17 protein-coding genes are annotated in these 18,805 nt (G+C 63.4%); 9 read left to right on the top strand and 8 right to left on the bottom strand.

Going from position 1 to position 18,805, the window contains the following annotated elements; translation table 11 throughout:
- Nucleotides 1-78: 78 nt before the first annotated feature.
- The 3 genes from LB555_RS05310 to LB555_RS05300 form a co-directional block, all read right to left on the bottom strand.
- Nucleotides 79-765, bottom strand: coding sequence for an RNA polymerase sigma factor (locus LB555_RS05310; RefSeq protein WP_224682402.1), 687 nt, complete (start codon nt 763-765; stop codon nt 79-81).
- Nucleotides 766-854: 89 nt separating this feature from the next.
- Nucleotides 855-1,934 (bottom strand): HPP family protein, encoded by a 1,080-nt coding sequence (locus LB555_RS05305; protein WP_015318418.1) that lies wholly within the window; start codon nt 1,932-1,934, stop codon nt 855-857.
- 207 nt (nt 1,935-2,141) lie between these two features.
- The gene (locus LB555_RS05300; RefSeq protein WP_015318417.1) at nt 2,142-3,329 is read right to left on the bottom strand and encodes a cystathionine beta-lyase; all 1,188 of its coding nucleotides are present in this window, start codon (nt 3,327-3,329) and stop codon (nt 2,142-2,144) included.
- Between the two features lie 342 nt (nt 3,330-3,671).
- Here LB555_RS05300 and LB555_RS05295 point away from each other — a divergent pair, with 342 nt between their 5' ends.
- The 7 genes from LB555_RS05295 to LB555_RS05265 all read left to right on the top strand — a co-directional run bounded on the left by LB555_RS05295 (nt 3,672) and on the right by LB555_RS05265 (nt 10,655).
- Nucleotides 3,672-4,307 carry a DUF1326 domain-containing protein gene (locus LB555_RS05295; RefSeq protein WP_015318416.1) on the top strand — a complete coding sequence of 212 codons (636 nt, stop codon included), beginning with the start codon at nt 3,672-3,674 and terminating at the stop codon, nt 4,305-4,307.
- 9 nt (nt 4,308-4,316) lie between these two features.
- The gene (locus LB555_RS05290; RefSeq protein ID WP_015318415.1) at nt 4,317-5,168 is read left to right on the top strand and encodes a DUF2182 domain-containing protein; all 852 of its coding nucleotides are present in this window, start codon (nt 4,317-4,319) and stop codon (nt 5,166-5,168) included.
- 435 nt (nt 5,169-5,603) lie between these two features.
- On the top strand, nt 5,604-6,632 hold the full coding sequence (locus tag LB555_RS05285) for an amino acid ABC transporter substrate-binding protein (RefSeq protein ID WP_015318414.1): 1,029 nt from the start codon (nt 5,604-5,606) through the stop codon (nt 6,630-6,632).
- A 62-nt stretch (nt 6,633-6,694) separates the two neighbouring features.
- Complete coding sequence (locus LB555_RS05280; RefSeq protein ID WP_015318413.1) at nt 6,695-7,882, top strand: amino acid ABC transporter permease; 1,188 nt, start codon at nt 6,695-6,697, stop codon at nt 7,880-7,882.
- Between the two features lie 4 nt (nt 7,883-7,886).
- Nucleotides 7,887-9,044: an amino acid ABC transporter permease gene (locus LB555_RS05275; protein ID WP_015318412.1), complete on the top strand. Its 1,158-nt coding sequence runs from the start codon at nt 7,887-7,889 to the stop codon at nt 9,042-9,044.
- A 78-nt stretch (nt 9,045-9,122) separates the two neighbouring features.
- Nucleotides 9,123-9,872: an amino acid ABC transporter ATP-binding protein gene (locus tag LB555_RS05270; RefSeq protein WP_031240865.1), complete on the top strand. Its 750-nt coding sequence runs from the start codon at nt 9,123-9,125 to the stop codon at nt 9,870-9,872.
- Between the two features lie 117 nt (nt 9,873-9,989).
- A complete protein-coding gene (locus LB555_RS05265) occupies nt 9,990-10,655 on the top strand; it encodes a TIGR02117 family protein (protein ID WP_015318411.1) in 666 nt (221 codons plus the stop codon).
- An 18-nt stretch (nt 10,656-10,673) separates the two neighbouring features.
- Here the strand turns inward: LB555_RS05265 and LB555_RS05260 are convergent, their stop codons facing one another.
- Complete coding sequence (locus LB555_RS05260; RefSeq protein WP_015318410.1) at nt 10,674-11,912, bottom strand: FAD-dependent monooxygenase; 1,239 nt, start codon at nt 11,910-11,912, stop codon at nt 10,674-10,676.
- 10 nt (nt 11,913-11,922) lie between these two features.
- Nucleotides 11,923-12,168, bottom strand: coding sequence for a zinc-finger domain-containing protein (locus LB555_RS05255; RefSeq protein WP_015318409.1), 246 nt, complete (start codon nt 12,166-12,168; stop codon nt 11,923-11,925).
- 167 nt (nt 12,169-12,335) lie between these two features.
- On the opposite strand from LB555_RS05255, the gene LB555_RS05250 reads away from it, so the two are divergent.
- Nucleotides 12,336-14,528 (top strand): RNA degradosome polyphosphate kinase, encoded by a 2,193-nt coding sequence (locus LB555_RS05250; protein ID WP_015318408.1) that lies wholly within the window; start codon nt 12,336-12,338, stop codon nt 14,526-14,528.
- On the top strand, nt 14,528-16,063 hold the full coding sequence (ppx, locus tag LB555_RS05245; protein WP_015318407.1) for an exopolyphosphatase: 1,536 nt from the start codon (nt 14,528-14,530) through the stop codon (nt 16,061-16,063). The genes LB555_RS05250 and ppx overlap by 1 nt, the downstream gene beginning before the upstream one ends.
- Here ppx and LB555_RS05240 read toward each other — a convergent pair whose 3' ends face one another.
- The 3 genes from LB555_RS05240 to fumC all read right to left on the bottom strand — a co-directional run bounded on the left by LB555_RS05240 (nt 16,064) and on the right by fumC (nt 18,710).
- Nucleotides 16,064-16,486 carry a DoxX family protein gene (locus LB555_RS05240; protein WP_015318406.1) on the bottom strand — a complete coding sequence of 141 codons (423 nt, stop codon included), beginning with the start codon at nt 16,484-16,486 and terminating at the stop codon, nt 16,064-16,066.
- Nucleotides 16,487-16,712: 226 nt separating this feature from the next.
- Nucleotides 16,713-17,135 carry a DoxX family protein gene (locus LB555_RS05235; RefSeq protein ID WP_015318405.1) on the bottom strand — a complete coding sequence of 141 codons (423 nt, stop codon included), beginning with the start codon at nt 17,133-17,135 and terminating at the stop codon, nt 16,713-16,715.
- A gap of 177 nt (nt 17,136-17,312) precedes the next feature.
- Entirely contained in the window at nt 17,313-18,710 is a 1,398-nt protein-coding gene (gene fumC / locus LB555_RS05230; protein WP_015318404.1) for a class II fumarate hydratase, read from the bottom strand.
- Nucleotides 18,711-18,805: the final 95 nt, after the last annotated feature.

The raw sequence follows: 18,805 nt of genomic DNA, 5'->3' as shown, positions 1-18,805 counted from the left end.
GGCGCCGGGCTCGAATTTGCAGTTGACGCTCATTGGATGCGGGGCGGGGAGAAACGTTCCCGGAAAATCAGGACGGCATCATTCGAAACCCAGCCGTCCCATCACCGCCTGGGTCAGTCGCTCGCAGCGCCGACCCGCGAAGGGGAAGGCATCGAGCAGCACAGGGCCGATTTCATCGTCCAGCGCCTTGCGCAACAGGGCGCGCGCCCGGTGCAGCCTCGTCTTGACGGTCTCTGGCCACACGCCAAGCAAATCGGCGGTTTCCTCCATGCTCAGGCCCTCGATGACGCGGGCGACGAAGACCATGCGGTAGATGTCGGGCAGGCTGTCGGTCGCCCGTTCGACAAGTGCGAGAATCTGCCGCTGCGCCATCGTCCGCTCCGGATCGTCGTTGGATTTGAGGGGAAACCTGATTATCCGCGCTTCCGGATCGGCAGGCATCTCCACCGTGCGACGTCTCTTGCGCAGGCGGCCGAGCGCTTCGTTGATGACGATGCGCGACAGCCAGGTGGCGAGCGTGGATTGGCCGCGAAACGCCGCCAGGCTGGCGAAGGCGCTGACATAGGCCTCCTGGACGACGTCCTCGGCTTCGGCGTCGTTGCGCAGAATGCCGCGCGCGATGCGGTAGAGCCGCTGGTTGTATACCTTCATGATGGCGCGAAATGCATCCGGGTCACGGGTCAGCGCGCGGTGGACGAGCTGCATGTCGCCGGAAAGGCTTTCGGCAACCGCGGGCACCGTGGCGGGCATTGGCTGCTTGCTCATCGCGACCGGATCTCCTCGTGCAAATGCTGCACATTGGATGCGCCTGCCGGCAAAAGGTTCCCGGGCCAGAGGGATCCGGGTTCCCTATTCTAGGCTGCCGCCAATCCCTTGTCTGCCCGCTGCATGCGTGCGGCCACCGCCAAGAGGTCGGTCTGCGTGATCAGGCCGAGAATATGCCGCTCGCCGTCGACGATGACCACGGCATGGCTGCGGCCGTCGGTCAGCACTGGGAGCAGGCTCATCGCCGGTGTCTCGGGCGAGGCGGTGCCGGCTTTTGCCATGACGCTCTTCACCGTGTCGGTAGCTTTCGTCAGCTCGCGCAGGCCAACGGCGCCAACCAGCCGGGCATCCGCGTCGACCACCGGCAAGGTACGGATATTGTGATCGATCAGTTGCTGGCGCGCCTCGTCGGCGGTGGCTTGCTCGGACACCGAAACCACGTCGCGCGACATGATGTCCTCGCACAGCAGCGTGCGGTGCGAGCGCACCATGGCCTGCAGTTCGACTTGTCTCAGCAACCGTTCGAGGTCGTCGCGGTCGATGTCGAAGGTCTCGTCAAGTGTGGTCAGCGCCGCGTCGATATCCTCGGGCCGGAAACCGACGCGCTGCTGAGCCGGCGGATCGGCGGTGCCGTGGCTGTTGGCGGCTGGTGCCGCGACATGCGGGTAATTGCGCCGCGCCAGCTTGTGGAAAAGGAAGCCAAGCGCCACCAGTATGGTCGAATTCAAGGCCACCGGCACGAACGGGAACAGGAAGCCCGCGCTGATGACGGCCGGGCCGCCGAGCACCGCCGTCAGCGCGGCGGCGCCGCCTGGCGGATGAAGACAGCGCGTGAACGACATCGCGGCGATGGCGAGCGCCACCGCGAGCCCTGAGGCCATCACCGGATCATGGATGAAATGCGCCACGGTCACGCCGACCAGCGCCGATATGGAATTTCCGCCGATGATCGACCAGGGTTGCGCCAACGGGCTGGCCGGTACGGCGAACAGAAGCACGGCGGATGCGCCCATCGGCGCGACCAGCAGGGCCACATGCGGGCCGCCGCCCATCGCCAGCCCGCTGATCACGCCCGTCAGCGCGATGCCGATCGTGGCGCCGATACACGCCAGGATGCGTTCGCGCAGCGTGGCGCCGGCGAGGATGGGGACAAAAAGACGAAAGGCCATTGGAAAACTTTGCGAGGACTGAATCTGTCGAGGATGCGTGCGGCACGCAATGCAGCCGAATTCGCCGATTTGAAAGTCAAACAAATCCGTAAAGTCATGACGTAGGAGAATAATATTGCGCACCGATCTTCGCCGGAGTGCTGGCAGCGCCTCGCGCTTTGTCATCAGCGTCAAGGGCTTGCGGCCCTTTGCTGACTCTGTTTGAGGTCAGCCCGCGCGCGCCGCTGCCGCAAGCCCGCGCCGGATGTCGGCTTTCAAGTCGTCGATATCCTCGAGGCCGATCTGCAGTCGTATCAGCGGACCTTCGTAAGGGCCTTTCGCAACGACGCGGTCGCCAAGCCAGACCGGCACCGCGAGGCTCTCATAGCCTCCCCAGGAGTAGCCGAGACCGAAGATCCGCAGTGCGTCGAGGAAAGCGTGCTGCTCCTGCTGGCCACCACCGGCCAGCACGATGGAAAAGATGCCGCTCGAACCGCGGAAGTCGCGCTTCCAGAGATCGTGGTCGGGATGGCTGGGAAGGGCAGGGTGGAGCACGCGCGCCACGCCCTTTTCGCCTTCGAGCCACGAGGCGATGGCGAGTGCGCTGCGCTGGTGACGGTCGAGCCGCACACCCATCGTGCGCAGGCCGCGCAGCACCTGGTAGACGTCGTCGGGTCCAGCACAGCAGCCAAGCGTGCAAAAGCTCTCGTAGAGTTGCGTCCAGCAGGCCTCATTGGCCGAGACCGTGCCGAGCAGCACGTCGGAATGGCCCGCCGGATATTTCGTCGCCGCATGGATCGAGATGTCGACGCCATGGTCGAGCGGCCGGAAATAGAGCGGCGTCGCCCATGTGTTGTCCATCATCACGATGACGCCGGCCGCGTGCGCCGCCTTGGCGATCGCCGGGATGTCCTGCACCTCGAACGTGTTGGAGGCCGGCGATTCGGTGAACACCACTCTGGTGTTCGGCTTGATCAACGCCGCGATGCCGGCGCCGATATTGGGAGCATAATATTGGACCTCGACGCCGAGCCGCTTCAGCATCGTGTCGGCGAAGTTTCTCGTGGGATGATAGACGGAATCGACGATCAGCAGATGGTCGCCCGCCGATACGAAGGCGAGCAGCGGCACGGTCACCGCCGCCAGGCCCGACGGCACCGCGATCGTGCCGGCCGAGCCTTCCAGCGCGTCAATGGCATGCGCAAGAGCGTCCGTCGTCGGTGTGCCGCGCGTGCCGTAAGTGTACTTCTGGCTGCGTGCGGCCATCGCGGCGGCATTTGGGAACAGCACGGTCGAGGCATGCACGACCGGCGGGTTGACGAAGCCGAAATAGTCATGCGGGTTGTTGCCCGAATGGGCGAGCCGCGTGTTGATGCCCATCGTGCCGGAACCCTGCTCGCTGCCGTCTTTCGCCATTCTTGGTCGCCTTGTTTAACAAGGCGCTAGCCATAATGCGGCGTCGTGGACCGTGCAACAGCCCACCGTTCGCCAGGAATGGACTTTGAATATGCCAATTCCTGGTCCGGAAGACAGCCCGCGATCTGATCCGGAATCGGACCAACCACGCGCGGCGGTGCCCTGTCGGAAGCTTGGTCGTCAGCTGGTGAACCTATTGTAGCCGGCTGTGAAAGGTATATGATAAATTTCTAATGTTAATCGCCGGATGCTTCAATCAGATGCTGCCGGATGGTTCTTGCCGGTTATCTCCTGATCCCCATCCGGGTATCCCGCTCAGCGAGCGGAAAGGGGAGGAATGTCATGCCTGACGTCAAATGGACGATGAAGGCGCGCGAATTCATCAACTGCAATTGTGCCTATGGCTGCCCGTGCCAGTTCAATGCCATGCCGACATACGGATTCTGCCAAGCCGTCGCCGGCATGGAGATCGAGACCGGCCACCACGGCGACACCAAGCTCGACGGGCTGCGCTTCGTCGGCATCTTCAGCTGGCCCGGCGCGATACACCAGGGCAGGGGCGAGGCCGCGGTGGTTATCGACGAGAGGGCCAGCGAAGCCCAACGCGAAGCCCTGCTCCGCATACTGGGCGGTCAGGACACCGTGCCAGGCGCGACAATATTCCAGGTCTTTTCGACCACCCTGGAGAAGTTCCACGATCCGATTTTCGCCGCGATCGATTTCGAGGTCGACGTCGATGGGCGAACCGGCCGGCTGCACGTCAAGGGCGTAACCGACGGCCGTGGTGAGCCGATCAAGAACCCGGTCACCGGCGCCGAGCACCGGGCGCGCATCGACCTGCCGCACGGCTTCGAATACGCCATCGCCGAGGTCGGGCGCGGCTGGACCAAGACGACAAGCCCGATCAAGTTCGAGGTGGCGGACACGCATAGTCATTTCGCCAACCTGCATCTCACGCAGAGCGGCATCGTGCATTGATCTGATCCAATGGGCGACACGGCTCTCGAGGCGGTGCTGCGGCGCGACCGCGCGGTCGTGACGGCCGCGCTTGCCGTCATTGCCGTGTTCGCCTGGGCCTATGTTCTTTGGCTAGCCGCCGACATGGGTAGCCCGGTGTCGGGCGGCGAGGCAGGCGACGTGGCCGGGATGGACATGGCGAGCATGAATATGGGCGGCATGGATATGGGCGCCGCCGTGGTGCCGGGTTTCCGGGCCTGGGCATCGGCCGATTTCGTCTTCACCTTCACGATGTGGGCCGTGATGATGGTCGGCATGATGACGCCGTCGGTCGCGCCGATGTTGCTGCTCTATGCCGGCGTTGGCCGCAAGGCGCTGGCGGACAGCCGGCCTATCGCTTCGACGGCATGGTTTTTTACCGGCTATCTCGTCGTCTGGGTCGTCTTCAGCATCGTGGCGACGGGTGCGCAATGGCTGCTCACTCGTTTCGCCTTGCTTGATCCCGCGATGGCGGCGCACAGCGCGGTGCTCGGCGGTGTCGTTCTGATCGCCGCCGGCCTATACCAATGGACACCGATCAAGGGCGTCTGCCTGCGCCAATGCCAGGCGCCGATCGCGTTCCTGGCCAGCCATGGCGGGTTCCGCACCACCGCGCTCGGCGCATTTCGGCTTGGCATGGATCATGGCGCCTATTGTCTCGGCTGCTGCTGGGCACTGATGGCCCTGCTGTTCGTCGGTGGTGTCATGAACGTGCTGTGGATCGCCGGCATCGCCATCCTTGTTCTCCTGGAGAAGGTGGTCCCGGCCGGGCAATTGATCCCGCGCATCTCCGGTGCATTGATGGTCGCGGTCGGCCTCAGGCTGGGCCTTTCCGCGCTTTGAGACCGCGCGCCGATTTTGTCCACAAGCAATATCGACCGCCAATCATGGGTAATCGTCGGCCGAAGGTGTTCCGTAACGTCAATGCATTTCGTGCCCGGGGGCAGTAACGCCGAGCTATTGCCCGGAACGGATTTTACAGCGCCGGCTCACATCTGCGTCAAATGAGCTTTGCCGATTCAAGTCGCGCTTCTGACGAGATCGCGTGCACGTTTGTCTGCAATTCAGGCATTTCAGGCAATCGATTTTCAAACCCGGTCGGATTCGGTCATTTTCCTTGACCTCACGGGAATTATCGCCTTCGATGCTGTTCGTGAATGGGAGGCGGCGCGTCGGTTTGCGATGCGGGGTTTCGGGAATGGGCCGGGATGGGAGCTGCGTTCACAAGGGAAAAAAGATCAGGGTTTGCCTGAAAAAACAGAAAAGGGTCTGTGGGTTATGAAACACATTGCTATCGGCATTCTTGGCGCCGCCACGCTCGGACTGATGGCGTCGGCCGCGTCGGCCGGCACGCTTGACACCGTCAAGGCGAAGGGCTTCATCCAGTGCGGCGTCTCGACCGGTCTGGCCGGCTTCTCCGCGCCGGACGACAAGGGCGACTGGCAAGGCATCGACGCCGATTTCTGTCGCGCGGTTGCCGCCGCCGTCTTCGGTGATGGCACCAAGGTCAAGTTCACGCCGCTCAGCGCCAAGGAACGGTTTACCGCGCTGCAGTCCGGCGAGGTCGACATCCTCTCGCGCAACACCACCTGGACGATCAACCGCGATACCGCGCTCGGCCTGAATTTCATCGGCACGACCTACTATGACGGCCAGGGCTTCATGATCAACGCCAAGAAGCTGCCGGGCGTCAATTCGGCGCTGCAGCTTTCGGGCGCCGCCGTCTGCGTGCAGAGCGGCACGACCACCGAGCTCAACCTCGCCGACTACTTCAAGGCGAACAAGATGGAGTACAATCCCGTCGTCTTCGAGAAGCTCGAAGAGGTCAATGCCGCTTATGATGCCGGCCGTTGCGACGTCTACACAACCGACCAGTCGGGCCTTTACGGCATTCGCTTGACGCTCGGCTCGCCGGCCGATCACGTCGTGCTGCCCGAGATCATCTCGAAAGAGCCGCTCGGACCTGCCGTTCGCCAGGGCGACGACCAGTGGTACCACATCGTCAAGTGGACCTATTTCGCTCTGCTCGACGCCGAGGAGCTCGGCATCACCAAGGCCAATGTCGACGAGATGAAAAACTCCGCCAGCCCGGAGATCAAGCGTGTGCTCGGCCAGGAAGCAGACACCAAGATCGGCACCGACCTCGGCGTCTCCAACGACTGGGTCGTCAACATCGTCAAGGCCACCGGCAACTACGGCGAAATGTTCGACCGCAATGTCGGCTCCGGCAGCCCGCTCAAGATTGCGCGTGGCATCAATGCGCTATGGACCAAGGGCGGCCTGCAATACGCGCCGCCGATCCGCTGATCGAAATGTGATCCGGAAGGCAGGCTCCTGCCTTCCGGTTTCTCTTTCACAGGGGACGTGACATGGCATCGCAGGAAATCCTACGCGAGGAGCCGAGCCGCGGCTCCTTCGTCAATGACCCGAGAATTCGCAGTCTCTTCTTTCAGACGCTGGTCGTCATCGTTCTGTTCGGGTCCGTCTGGTGGATCGTGCAGAACGTCATCGACAATCTGCAGCGCCTGCACATCGCCTCCGGCTTCGGCTTCCTCAAGGGGCGCGCCGGCTTCGATATCTCGGACACGCCGATCGCCTATACGTCGGACTCGACCTATGGCCGCGCCATCGTCGTCGGCCTGATCAACACCATCATCGTTGCCGTCGCCGGCATCATCACCGCCACCATCATCGGCTTCGTCATCGGCATCGGCCGCCTGTCGCAGAACTGGCTGATCCAGAAGATCTGCACGGTTTACGTCGAGATCTTCCGCAACATCCCACCGCTGCTGGTCATCTTCTTCTGGTATTCCGGCGTGCTCGCCGTGCTGCCGGCGCCGCGCGATTCCTATCATCTGCCCTTCGGCTCGTTCCTCAACCAGCGCGGCTTCTATTTTCCGCGCCCGGTCTGGGGCGACGGCTCCTGGCTGATCCTGGTCGCCCTTGTCGTGGGCATCGCAATGTCATGGTTCGTCGCCCGCAGGGCGCGTCAGCGGCAGATGGCGACGGGCCAGCAATTTCCGGTGTTCTGGACCTCCGCCGCGCTGATCATCGGCCTGCCGCTGCTGGCTTACGTGCTGAGCGGCTTTCCCCTGAGCTTTGACTTGCCCAAACAATCGACCTTCAACCTGACCGGCGGCTTCCAGGTCAAACCGGAGTTCCTTTCGCTCTATCTGGCGCTGTCCTGCTACACGGCGGCCTTCATCGCTGAAATCGTGCGCGCCGGCATCAGGGGCGTCAGCAAGGGCCAGACCGAGGCGGCGGCCGCACTTGGGCTGCGATCCGGTTCGATCCTGCGGCTGGTCGTGGTGCCGCAGGCGATGCGCATCGTCATCCCGCCGCTGACCAGCCAGTATCTCAACCTGACCAAGAACTCCTCGCTGGCGATCGCCATCGGTTATCCCGACCTGACGGCAACGGCCGGCACGGTTCTGAACCAGACCGGACAAGCGGTCGAGGGCGTGCTGATCATGATGATCGCCTATCTCATACTCAGCCTGGTGACCTCGGCCGTCATGAACGTGGTCAACGCCAGGATGGCGCTGGTGGAGAGGTAGGACCATGCAGGAACACGATCTGTCCTGGGTGCGCACCGAAATGGCGCTGGCGCAGCCCGCGCCGGCGAGCGTCAGCGGCCCCATCGCCTGGATGCGCAAGAACCTGGTCGGCTCGGTCGGCGACACCATCCTCACCATCCTCGGCATCGCCATCGTTGCCTGGGTTCTGCCGCAGGTCATCAACTGGGCGTTCATTAACGCACAGTGGACCGGACCGGACCGCACGGTCTGCGCGACCGTCGCGCAAGGCGGCATTCAGCCCGATGGCTGGAGCGGAGCCTGCTGGGCTTTCGTCAACGCCAAGTTCGGCCAGTTCATGTTCGGCACCTATCCGGTCGAGGAGCGCTGGCGGCCGATCCTGGTGGCCATCCTGTTCGTGGCGCTGCTGGTGCCGATGCTGATGCCGCGTGTGCCGCGCAAGGGGTTGAACGCGATCCTGCTTTTCCTGGTGCTGCCGATCGTTTCCTTCTTCCTGCTGGTCGGCGGCGTATTCGGCCTGCCGCATGTCGAAACCTCGCGCTGGGGCGGGCTGCTGATCACGCTGAGCCTGTCCTTCGTCGGCATCGCCGTATCGCTGCCGCTGGGCACCGTGCTTGCGCTCGGGCGGCGCTCGAAGATGCCGATCATCAAGATGCTGTGCATTATCTTCATCGAAGCCGTGCGCGGCATACCGCTGATCACCGTCCTGTTTTTCGTCAGCGTCATGCTGCCGCTGTTCCTGCCGGCCGGCGTCACTTTCGACAAGTATCTGAGGGCGCTGATCGGCGTGTCGCTGTTTGCCGCGGCCTACATGGCCGAAGTGGTGCGCGGCGGCCTGCAGGCGATCCCCAAGGGCCAGTATGAAGGCGCCGATTCGCTCGGCCTCGGCTACTGGCAGAAGATGAGCTTGATCGTGTTGCCGCAGGCGCTGAAGCTGGTCATACCCGGCATCGTCAACACCTTCATCGGCATGTTCAAGGACACCAGCCTGGTCCTCATCATTTCGATGTTCGACCTGCTCGGCATCGTCAAGCAGAACTTCTCCGACGCCAACTGGGCCACGGCGCAGACCGCGAAATCCGGTCTTGTGTTCGCCGCCTTCGTCTTCTGGCTGTTCTGCTTCGGCATGTCGCGCTATTCAATGTACACGGAACGCCGGCTCGACACCGGCTACAAACGCTAACAAAAGAACAAGGGGACCCCAGCCATGGCCACCGAAAATGCCGTCAGCGCGGAAGAGATCAAGGTCAACGCCGCCAAGATGCATATCTCGACCACCGATGTCGCCATCGACATCATCGCCATGCATAAATGGTACGGCGAGTTCCATGTGCTGAAGGACATCAACCTCAAGGTGATGCGCGGCGAGCGCATCGTCATTTGCGGACCGTCCGGGTCGGGCAAGTCGACCATGATCCGCTGCATCAACCGGCTGGAAGAACACCAGAAGGGCAAGATCATCGTCGACGGCAAGGAACTCACCAACGATCTGAAAAAGATCGACGAGGTGCGCCGCGAGGTCGGCATGGTGTTCCAGCACTTCAACCTGTTCCCGCATCTGACCATCCTCGAGAATTGCACGCTGGCGCCGATCTGGGTGCGCAAGACGCCGAAGAAGCAGGCCGAGGAAATCGCCATGCATTTCCTCAAGCGCGTGAAGATCCCCGAGCAGGCCAACAAATATCCGGGCCAGCTTTCCGGCGGCCAGCAGCAGCGCGTGGCGATCGCCCGCTCGCTGTGCATGAACCCGCGCATCATGCTGTTCGACGAGCCGACCTCGGCGCTCGACCCGGAAATGATCAAGGAAGTGCTGGAGACGATGGTGGGGCTGGCCGAGGAAGGCATGACCATGCTGTGCGTCACCCACGAGATGGGCTTTGCCAGGAAAGTCGCCAACCGGGTGATCTTCATGGATCAGGGCCAGATCGTCGAGCAGAACACGCCGGCCGAGTTCTTCGACCATCCCCGCCACGAACGCACGAAGCTGTTCCTGTCGCAGATCCTGCACTGAGCGGACTGACGCCAAGTCGAGAAAGCCCGGTCGCGCACGGCCGGGCTTTTTAGTTTCTGGCCGATCGGATAATGATCTTCTCCATAGAGCCGCGAATGGAATCGCGAAGCCGCACCGATGAGAAAACTCCTGCGTTTCCTGGCCATTCTGGTTGCAGCACTGGTGCTCGCCGTGTCGCTCGGCACGCTGGTGCCGCGGCCGCTCTGGCCGGCAGCCGCGGCGGGCGAGGGCATCCGGCACATATTGGTGCTGAAAAATCCGATCCACACCGACATCGCCATTCCCGTGGACGACGAGGTGCGCCGGCGCTTTCGTTTTCTTGCCGATGCCGGCCTGCCTTCGGACGCGCCCGAAGTGCGCTACCTCGTCTTCGGCTGGGGTGGGCGCGCCTTCTACCTGGAAACGCCGACATGGTCGCAATTGAAGGCGCTGCCCGCGTTCAAGGCTTTGACGCTCGATGCGTCGGTGATGCATGTCGCCGTCGCCGGCAACATTCCCGAGCCGCACCCCGATGTCGCCGGCTTCGACGTGGGCGAAGACCGTTTTGCCGCATTGCTCGATTTCATCGAAGCGAGCTTTCAGGAGGGGCCGAACGGTCCGATCGTCATCGATAATGCCGCCTACTCCAATTTCGATCGCTTTTATGAGGCCAATGGCCCTTTCAACGCGCTGATCGGCTGCAACACCTGGACGGCGGCGGCACTGCGCACCGCCGGCCTGCGCACCGGCTGGTGGAACCCGCTGCCGGTTTCGCTTGGGCTGTCGATGCGGCTGTACAATTAGCTTTGCCGCTGGCTCCTTTCAGCGGCGGATGATCCGCTGCTGCTCCCACCCGTAAAGCCAGTCCAGATCGGCTGCGAGCTTCTCTCCCGGTCGCGCCGCCAGAAACAGATTGCGGGCCAACGCCACCGGGCCACGGGCATGCCAGGCAAGCCGATTGAGCGCGCCGCGACGGATGACCTTGGCGATGCGCGACCGCCGCAGCTCCTCCCAGATGGCGAGGCTTTGCGTCAGGTCGCCGGGGATGTCGGCGACCAGGCTGGCCAGCGTCGCGGCATCCTCGATCGCCATGGCAGCACCTTGCGCCGCGAACGGCGTCATCGCGTGCGCGGCGTCGCCGATCAGCGCGACGCCTTGTGACATAGTCCAGCGTCGCTGCTCGACCGTGTGGATGGGGAAGGCGGTCCACGGGCCAGCGAGTTCCACCAACCGCGCCAGCGCCGGCGCGGAGCGGCGCATGGCGCCTGAAAGGATGGCGGGATCGGCGTGGCGTGACCACCCCTCGGCGATGCGCTCGCCCCGGGTGAAGGCGGCAAGGTTGAAGGCGCTACCCCTGCTGACGGGGTAGGCGACCATGTGGAATCCGAGGTGCAGGAAGGTGGTGACGCAGTCGGTAGCGCCGATTGCGGCGAAGGCTCGCCCCGCCTCGTTGTCTGCGCTCACCGTCGCCCGCCAGGCCAGTTCGCCGGAGAAATGGCTGTTCGCCAAGCCGGCTCCGCTGCCTGGACTGGCAAACCTCCGCACCGCTGACCAGACGCCATCGGCGCCGACCAGCAGAGATCCTTCGGTATCGATAACCTTGCGGCCGACCCCGTCTGTCCTGGTGATAACGAGTGAACCGGAGGTCACGCTGCTGACCTGCGCGCCGGTGGTGAGATGGATGTCGGGCATTTGCGCAACGCGCGCCATTAGGGCATCTTGCAGATCCGCCCGGTGCGCCACGAGATAGGGCGCCCCCCAGCGTTCCTCGCCGGCTCCGCCAAGCGGCACGCGTGCCAGTTGGCGCAGGCTCGCGGCGTCCTTCAGCACCACGGCTTCCGGCTGGACGGCATTGGCAAGAAGCGTGTCGAGCACGCCAAGCTGGCGAAGGATGCGGGTCGCGTTAGGAGAGAGCTGGATGCCGGCGCCCGCCGCTTCGAGACGCTGCGCCTGTTCGAACACCCTCACGGAATAGCCGCGTTCGGCAAAGGCAATCGCCGCTGTCAGCCCGGCGATGCCAGCCCCGGCGATCATGACCTGCCGGGACCGCGTCTCGCTCATGATCGGAAGGTCAGGCGGCCTGGTCGATGTAGAGGCAGCCCGCCGGCAGCGTTTCGGTCGCCTTCAGCTTCGGCGAATAACGGTAGAGGGTCGAGCAGTAAGGGCAGACTTTCTCATTGTCGTCGCCCATGTCGAGAAAAACATGCGGATGGTCGAAAGGCGGGTTGGCGCCCGTGCACATGAATTCCTTGACTCCGATGTCGATCGCCGGATGGCCCGCATCGTTCTGGAAATGGGGAATGGAACCGCCTGCCATCATCGTCTCCTTAGCGCAGTCTCTCTGCATCTGGATCATATCAAGTCTGTTTGCAAGTTCGATGAAATCAAACTGTCGCAAAAGCCTGTCAGAGAACTGTCGCAAAAGCCTGCCACAGGATAAGTTAAGCCGGTTAACCGGCTGAGGCGCGCGGAAGAGCAGAAATCATGAACGAACTGAAGCCGGTACAGAGCGAATTCAACAATGTCGCGGCAGCGAGCCCGGAAGGCAATCCGGACCGCTTCGTCAACCGCGAATTCTCCTGGCTGCAGTTCAATCGCCGCGTTCTCGAGGAATCGCTGAACACCCATCACCCGCTGCTGGAGCGCGTCCGCTTCCTGTCGATCTCGGCCGCCAATCTCGACGAGTTCTTCATGGTGCGCGTCGCCGGTCTTGCCGGCCAGGTGCGCGAGGGGATCGTGCTGAAGAGCCCGGACGGACGCACTCCCGAACAGCAGCTCGAACAATTGCTGCGTGAGGTCGAGCGGCTGCAGGAGGACCAGCAGAAGAGCCTGTCGGCCCTTACCGTGCTGCTCAACAAGGAAGGCATCGAAAGCATCACCCGCGACGCGCTGACAAAGGACGAGAAGGTCTGGCTGGAAGACCATTTCCAGGAGCAGGTGTTTCCCGTGCTGACCCCGCTGTCGATCGACCCGGCGCATCCGTTCCCGTTCATTCCCAATCTCGGCTTCTCGATGGCGCTGCAGCTTCGCCATCGCAAGAATGGCGAGGAGATGAGCGCGCTCTTGCGCCTGCCGGTGGCGCTGAAGCGCTTCATCCGCCTGCCGGACCGCAAGCACCATGTCCGCTTCATTCCGCTGGAGGAGGCGGTCGGCCTCTATATCGGCAAGCTCTTCCCTGGCTACGAGGTCAAGGGTTCCGGCACGTTCCGCATCATTCGTGACAGCGACATCGAGGTCGAAGAGGAATCGGAAGATCTCGTGCGCCTGTTCGAAACGGCGCTGAAGCGCCGCCGCCGCGGCTCCGTCATCCGCATCGAATTCGACAAGCTGATGCCTGGGGAATTGCGCGATTTCGTCGCCGGCGAGCTTGGCGTCTCGTCGAGCCGCATCAGCGTGCTGACCGGGCCGCTGGCGCTCAGCCAGATCTCCGAGATCGTCTCCGTTCCCCGCGATGACCTGAAATTCATCCCCTACAACCCACGCTTTCCCGAGCGCATCCGCGAGCATGGCGGCGACTGTTTCGCCGCCATTCGCGAGAAGGACATCGTCGTCCATCACCCCTATGAGTCGTTCGACGTGGTGGTGCAGTTCCTGCGCCAGGCGATGGCCGATCCCGAAGTCGTGGCGATCAAGCAGACGCTCTATCGCACCTCCAACGACAGCCCGATCGTGCGTGCTCTGGTCGACGCGGCCGAAGCCGGCAAGTCGGTGACGGCGCTGGTCGAGCTCAAGGCGCGTTTCGATGAGGAGGCCAACATTCGCTGGGCGCGCGATCTCGAACGCGCCGGCGTGCAGGTCGTGTTCGGGTTCCTGGAACTCAAGACCCACGCCAAGATGTCGCTGGTGGTGCGGCGCGAGGACGGCAAGCTGCGCAATTACGTCCATCTCGGCACCGGCAACTACCACCCGGTCACCGCGCGCATCTACACCGACCTGTCCTTCTTCACCACCGATCCGACGATCGCCCGCGACGTCGCCCAATTGTTCAATTTCATCACCGGCTATGCCGAGCCGACCGCGGAGATGCGGCTGGCGATCTCGCCGTTCACGCTGAGGAACCGCATCCTCCAGCACATTTCGGACGAGGTGACCCATGCGTTGGAGGGACGGCCGGCGCGTATCTGGATGAAGATGAACGCGCTCGTCGATCCCATCATCATCGACGCGCTCTACGATGCCAGCCGCGCCGGAGTGGAGATCGATCTCGTCGTGCGCGGCATCTGCTGCCTGCGGCCGCAGGTGCCGGGCCTGTCGGAGAACATCAGGGTCAAGTCGATCGTCGGCCGTTTCCTGGAGCACAGCCGCATCTATTGCTTCGGCAACGGTCATGGCCTTCCGTCGGACGAGGCGATCGTCTACATCTCCTCGGCCGACCTCATGCCGCGCAATCTCGACCGCCGCGTCGAGACCATGGTGCCGATCACCAATCCAACTGTGCATGAACAGATTCTGGGTCAGATCATGCTGGGCAACATCATGGACAATCAGCAAAGTTTCGACGTATTGGCAGATGGAACCTCCCGGCGCGTGGTGCTGGAGGAGGGTGAGGAACCGTTCAACGCGCAGGAATATTTCATGACCAATCCGAGCCTGTCGGGACGGGGTGACGCGCTGAAATCGCATGCGCCCAAGCGAATCGCGCAGTTCAAGCGCCGCAAGAAGAACGCCGCCACCTGATGCTGTCCAATTCCCAGGGCCGGCTGCAGGACCGCCGACCGCTGTCCATCATCGACATCGGCTCCAATTCGATCCGTCTCGTCGTCTATGAGGGGCTGGCGCGCTCGCCGACCATGCTGTTCAACGAAAAGATGCTGGCCGGCCTCGGCCGCGGCATCGTGTCGACGGGGAAGCTGGACCCCGAGGGGGTGGCGCGCTCGATGGAGGAGTTTCGCCGTTTCCGCGCGCTCTCCGACCAGGCAGGCGCCGAACACATGTACGTGCTGGCAACCGCCGCCGCCCGCGAGGCGATCAACGGTCCCGATTTCATCCATCGTGCCGAGGATGTGCTCAAGACCGAAATCCGTGTGCTCTCCGGCCGCCAGGAAGCGCATTATTCAGCGCTCGGCGTCATCTCCGGTTTCCACCCGGCCAACGGGATTGCCGGCGACCTTGGCGGCGGCAGCCTGGAGCTTATAGACATTGATGGCGAGGCGATCGGCGATGGCATCACGCTGCCGCTCGGCGGCCTGCGCCTGCAGGACATGGCGAAGAACTCGCTCGTCCAGGCGCAGAAGATCGCGCGCCAGGAACTGGCCCGGGCCAAGCTCTTGAAGGGCGGACAAGGCAGGACTTTCTACGCTGTTGGCGGCACCTGGCGAAACCTCGCCAGGCTGCATATGGAGATGAACAACTACCCGCTCGGCGTCATGCACCACTACGAAATATCGGCCGAAAGCGCTCAGAACTTCCTCAAGCAGGTGGCCAGGGGCGAAGTCGAAAAGGTGAGGGGTATCGAGGGCGTCTCCAAGAACCGCCGCTCGCTGCTGCCCTATGGCGCTCTCGTGCTGCAGGAGATCATGACGGCGATGCAGCCGTCCAGGATCGTCGTTTCGGCGCAAGGCGTGCGTGAGGGTTTCCTCTATTCGCTGCTCGACGCGGCCGAGCAGAAGGCCGATCCGCTGATCTCGGCCGCCGAGGAACTCGCGCTTCTGCGCTCGCGTTCGGTCCATCACGCGCACGACCTGGTCGAATGGACCGGCAAGGCCTTCAAGGCTTTCGGCATCGACGAGACGGAAGACGAAGCGCGCTATCGCCATGCCGCCTGCCTGCTCGCCGATATCGGCTGGCGCGCTCATCCGGAATATCGCGGCAAGCAGTCGCTCAACATCATTGCGCATGCCTCGTTCATCGGTGTCGATCATCCCGGCCGCGCCTACCTGGCGCTGACCAACGCCTACCGTCACGATGGCGTCTTCAATGAATTGGTGGCGCCCGAAATCAGGGCGTTGGCGCCGCCGCGCCTGCTGGAGCGCGCCCGCGTACTGGCAGCGATGATGCGCGTCGTCTATCTGCTGACGGCCGCGATGCCTGGCATCATGCCGAGGCTGAAATGGGAAAGCCGCCCCAACGGCGCGCTGGCGCTGGTGCTGCCGGCCTCGCTCTCCGACCTATACGGCGAGCGCCCGGCCGGCCGGCTGGCGCAACTGGCGCGCATCACCAACCGCCGCCTGGTGCTGGCGGTCGAGGGCGGGCAGAGCGTGTCGGCGAAGTAGTCAAGTCGCGTCGGCGCCTATGCCGAAGCCGCGCCCATCGGCCGACCATGCGCCGGGGCCGGCCATGGCAAGCGCCAGGAAACCACCCGATACCGCGATATCCTTCATCAGCATCTGCTGGTGCAGGAAGGCGAGCGCCGCATCCTCGGCGCCTTGGCCATAGTGGCCGATATAGCCGGCCGCGATGCAGAAGCCGGCCAGCAGCAGTGCCACGATCCGCGTCTGCAAACCAACGAGGATCAGCAGTCCCGCGATCAGCTCGAAAAGGCCGGTGCCCCAGGCGGCGAGCGCCGGCAGCGGCAGGCCGAGGCCGGCGAAATAGCTGGTGGTGCCGGCAATGTTGGCGAGCGCCTGGAAGCCGGACGGCACGAACAGCACGGCAAACAGCAGCCGCGAAACCAGAAGCAATGCACTGCGACCCATGGCTCACTCCCTTGCCGGCACGGTCGCCGGCGACCATTGCAGTCTAATGCATGTCGCCCGGGAGTGTCCTTGGTCCGGGACAACGACATGCATAAAACCAGAAGCTTTCAGCAGCTCGGGCGAATCCTATTTGCCGCGACGTGCTGTAGGCCTGTGATCACATAACGAAAAAGCGGCGCGGAAAAATTCCGCGCCGCTCGTTTCAGATCCTTGGGAGGAAAAAACCTCAGCCGCGCTTGGCGTCGATCGAATAGGCGCCGGGACCCGAGGAGGCCAGCAGCAGGAAACCGCCGGTGATGGCGACGTTCTTGAGGAACTGGATCATCTGCATCTGGTCGGCCCAGCCGGTGTGGGCAACCAGCCCGGTGGCGATCGTGAAGATCGCGAGCACCCAGGCGGCGACCCTGGTCTGGAAGCCGACGAGGACGGCAAGGCCGCCAAGCAGCTCGATCAGTCCGACGATGACGGCCGTCGCCGTCGGCGCCGGCAGGCCGAGGCCGCCGAAATAGGCGGCAGTGCCGGAAATGGCCGTGAGCTTGCCGAATCCCGAAAGCAGGAAAATGACCGCGAGCAGGATACGGCCGACAAGGATGGTGACAGAGCTGTTGGACGCGGTGCCGCTGCCGGCGAAGGAGGTGTTTGTGGACATGGTGGCTCTCCGAATGGGGTTGATGCCCCGTCAGATAGAGCATGTCGACTGTTCACCAAAGCTGCCTATCCGGCGACACATTGTTCACAGGAATACGTTTCTGTGAACCGGTGAAAAGCGGAAATTCATGTCGGTCGACGCGCTGGCGTGAGGATATTCTCCCGCCGAAAAATGCCTTCACCCCGGATGTGTCATGTCCTGCGGCCGCACCAGGCGGTCATAGTCGGCCTCGCTGACCAGTCCGGTTGCCAACGCTTCCTCGCGCAACGTCGTGCCTTTCTTGTGCGCGGTCTTGGCGATCTTGGCGGCGTTGTCGTAGCCGATGGTGGGCGCAAGCGCGGTCACCAGCATCAGCGAACGGTCGAGAGCCGCCTTGATGTTGTCCTCTCGCGCCTCGATGCCGACGACGCAATTGTCGGTGAAGGAGACCGAGGCGTCGGCGAGCAACTGCACCGACTGCAGGAAATTGTACGCCATCAGCGGATTGTAGACGTTGAGCTCGAAATGGCCTTGGCTGCCGGCGAAGGTAAGCGCCGCATTGTTGCCGAACACCTGCACGCAGACCTGCGTCATCGCCTCGCACTGGGTAGGGTTGACCTTGCCCGGCATGATCGAGGAGCCGGGTTCGTTTTCCGGCAGCGACAATTCGCCGAGGCCCGAGCGCGGGCCGGAGCCAAGGAAACGGATGTCGTTGGCGATCTTGAACAGTGCCGCGGCCGCGGCATTGATGGCACCGTGCGAGAACACCATGGAATCATGGGCGGCGAGCGCCTCGAACTTGTTCGGCGCGGTGACGAAGGCAATGCCGGTAATGGCGGCGATGCGATCGGCCACCCGCTCGGCGAAACCGACCGGCGCATTGAGGCCGGTGCCGACGGCGGTGCCGCCCTGCGCCAGTTCCTGCAGGCCGGGCAGCGTCTGCTCGATGCGCTTGATCGAGGAGGCGACCTGCGCGGCATAGCCGGAGAATTCCTGGCCCAGCGTCAGCGGCGTGGCATCCTGCGTGTGGGTGCGGCCGATCTTGATGATGTGGTTGAAGTCCCGGCTCTTGGCGGCGAGCGCCTTGTGCAGGTGGTGCAGAGCGGGGATCAGGTCATGCTCGATCCGCTCGGCGCAGGCGATGTGCATGGCCGTCGGATAGGTGTCGTTGGAGGACTGGCTCATATTGACGTGATCGTTGGGGTGCACCGGCTTCTTCGAGCCCATGACGCCGCCCAGCATCTCGATCGCGCGGTTCGAGATCACCTCGTTGGCGTTCATGTTGGACTGCGTGCCCGAGCCGGTCTGCCAGACCACCAGCGGAAAGTGGTCGTTGAGCTTGCCGTCGATGACCTCTTGCGAGGCCTCGATGATCGCCTTGCCGATGGCCGGATCGAGCCGCTTGAGCTCCATGTTGGCTTCCGCCGCCGCCCGCTTGACGATGCCCAGCGCGCGCACGATCGAAACCGGCTGCTTCTCCCAACCGATCTTGAAATTGCCGAGGGAACGCTGCGCCTGGGCGCCCCAATAACGGTCGGCGGCGACCTCGATGGGGCCGAACGTGTCGGTTTCGGTTCTCGTCTTTGGCGTGCTCACGGCAAGGCTCCGGTCTGTCGATTTGGGCAACGGCGTATCGCGTTGCACAAATGGCTTCAAGCGGAGAATAACGCGGCTGCGGATGCAAATCGGTT

Origin of the sequence: Mesorhizobium sp. BR-1-1-10 (assembly GCF_020165595.1) — a bacterium.
GTDB lineage: Bacteria > Pseudomonadota > Alphaproteobacteria > Rhizobiales > Rhizobiaceae > Mesorhizobium > Mesorhizobium australicum.
This window is presented reverse-complemented; position numbering and strand designations above follow the sequence as displayed.

Bases quoted from the DNA above. Each gene is read 5' to 3' on its own strand.
- LB555_RS05310 (WP_224682402.1), bottom strand. From the start codon at position 765: ATGAGCAAGCAGCCAATGCCCGCCACGGTGCCCGCGGTTGCCGAAAGC.
- LB555_RS05240 (WP_015318406.1), bottom strand. From the start codon at position 16,486: ATGGGTCGCAGTGCATTGCTTCTGGTTTCGCGGCTGCTGTTTGCCGTG.
- LB555_RS05255 (WP_015318409.1), bottom strand. From the start codon at position 12,168: ATGGCAGGCGGTTCCATTCCCCATTTCCAGAACGATGCGGGCCATCCG.
- LB555_RS05265 (WP_015318411.1), top strand. From the start codon at position 9,990: ATGAGAAAACTCCTGCGTTTCCTGGCCATTCTGGTTGCAGCACTGGTG.
- LB555_RS05290 (WP_015318415.1), top strand. From the start codon at position 4,317: ATGGGCGACACGGCTCTCGAGGCGGTGCTGCGGCGCGACCGCGCGGTC.
- LB555_RS05275 (WP_015318412.1), top strand. From the start codon at position 7,887: ATGCAGGAACACGATCTGTCCTGGGTGCGCACCGAAATGGCGCTGGCG.
- LB555_RS05270 (WP_031240865.1), top strand. From the start codon at position 9,123: ATGCATATCTCGACCACCGATGTCGCCATCGACATCATCGCCATGCAT.
- LB555_RS05300 (WP_015318417.1), bottom strand. From the start codon at position 3,329: ATGGCGAAAGACGGCAGCGAGCAGGGTTCCGGCACGATGGGCATCAAC.
- LB555_RS05250 (WP_015318408.1), top strand. From the start codon at position 12,336: ATGAACGAACTGAAGCCGGTACAGAGCGAATTCAACAATGTCGCGGCA.
- LB555_RS05295 (WP_015318416.1), top strand. From the start codon at position 3,672: ATGCCTGACGTCAAATGGACGATGAAGGCGCGCGAATTCATCAACTGC.
- LB555_RS05285 (WP_015318414.1), top strand. From the start codon at position 5,604: ATGAAACACATTGCTATCGGCATTCTTGGCGCCGCCACGCTCGGACTG.
- LB555_RS05260 (WP_015318410.1), bottom strand. From the start codon at position 11,912: ATGAGCGAGACGCGGTCCCGGCAGGTCATGATCGCCGGGGCTGGCATC.
- ppx (WP_015318407.1), top strand. From the start codon at position 14,528: ATGCTGTCCAATTCCCAGGGCCGGCTGCAGGACCGCCGACCGCTGTCC.
- LB555_RS05305 (WP_015318418.1), bottom strand. From the start codon at position 1,934: ATGGCCTTTCGTCTTTTTGTCCCCATCCTCGCCGGCGCCACGCTGCGC.
- LB555_RS05280 (WP_015318413.1), top strand. From the start codon at position 6,695: ATGGCATCGCAGGAAATCCTACGCGAGGAGCCGAGCCGCGGCTCCTTC.
- LB555_RS05235 (WP_015318405.1), bottom strand. From the start codon at position 17,135: ATGTCCACAAACACCTCCTTCGCCGGCAGCGGCACCGCGTCCAACAGC.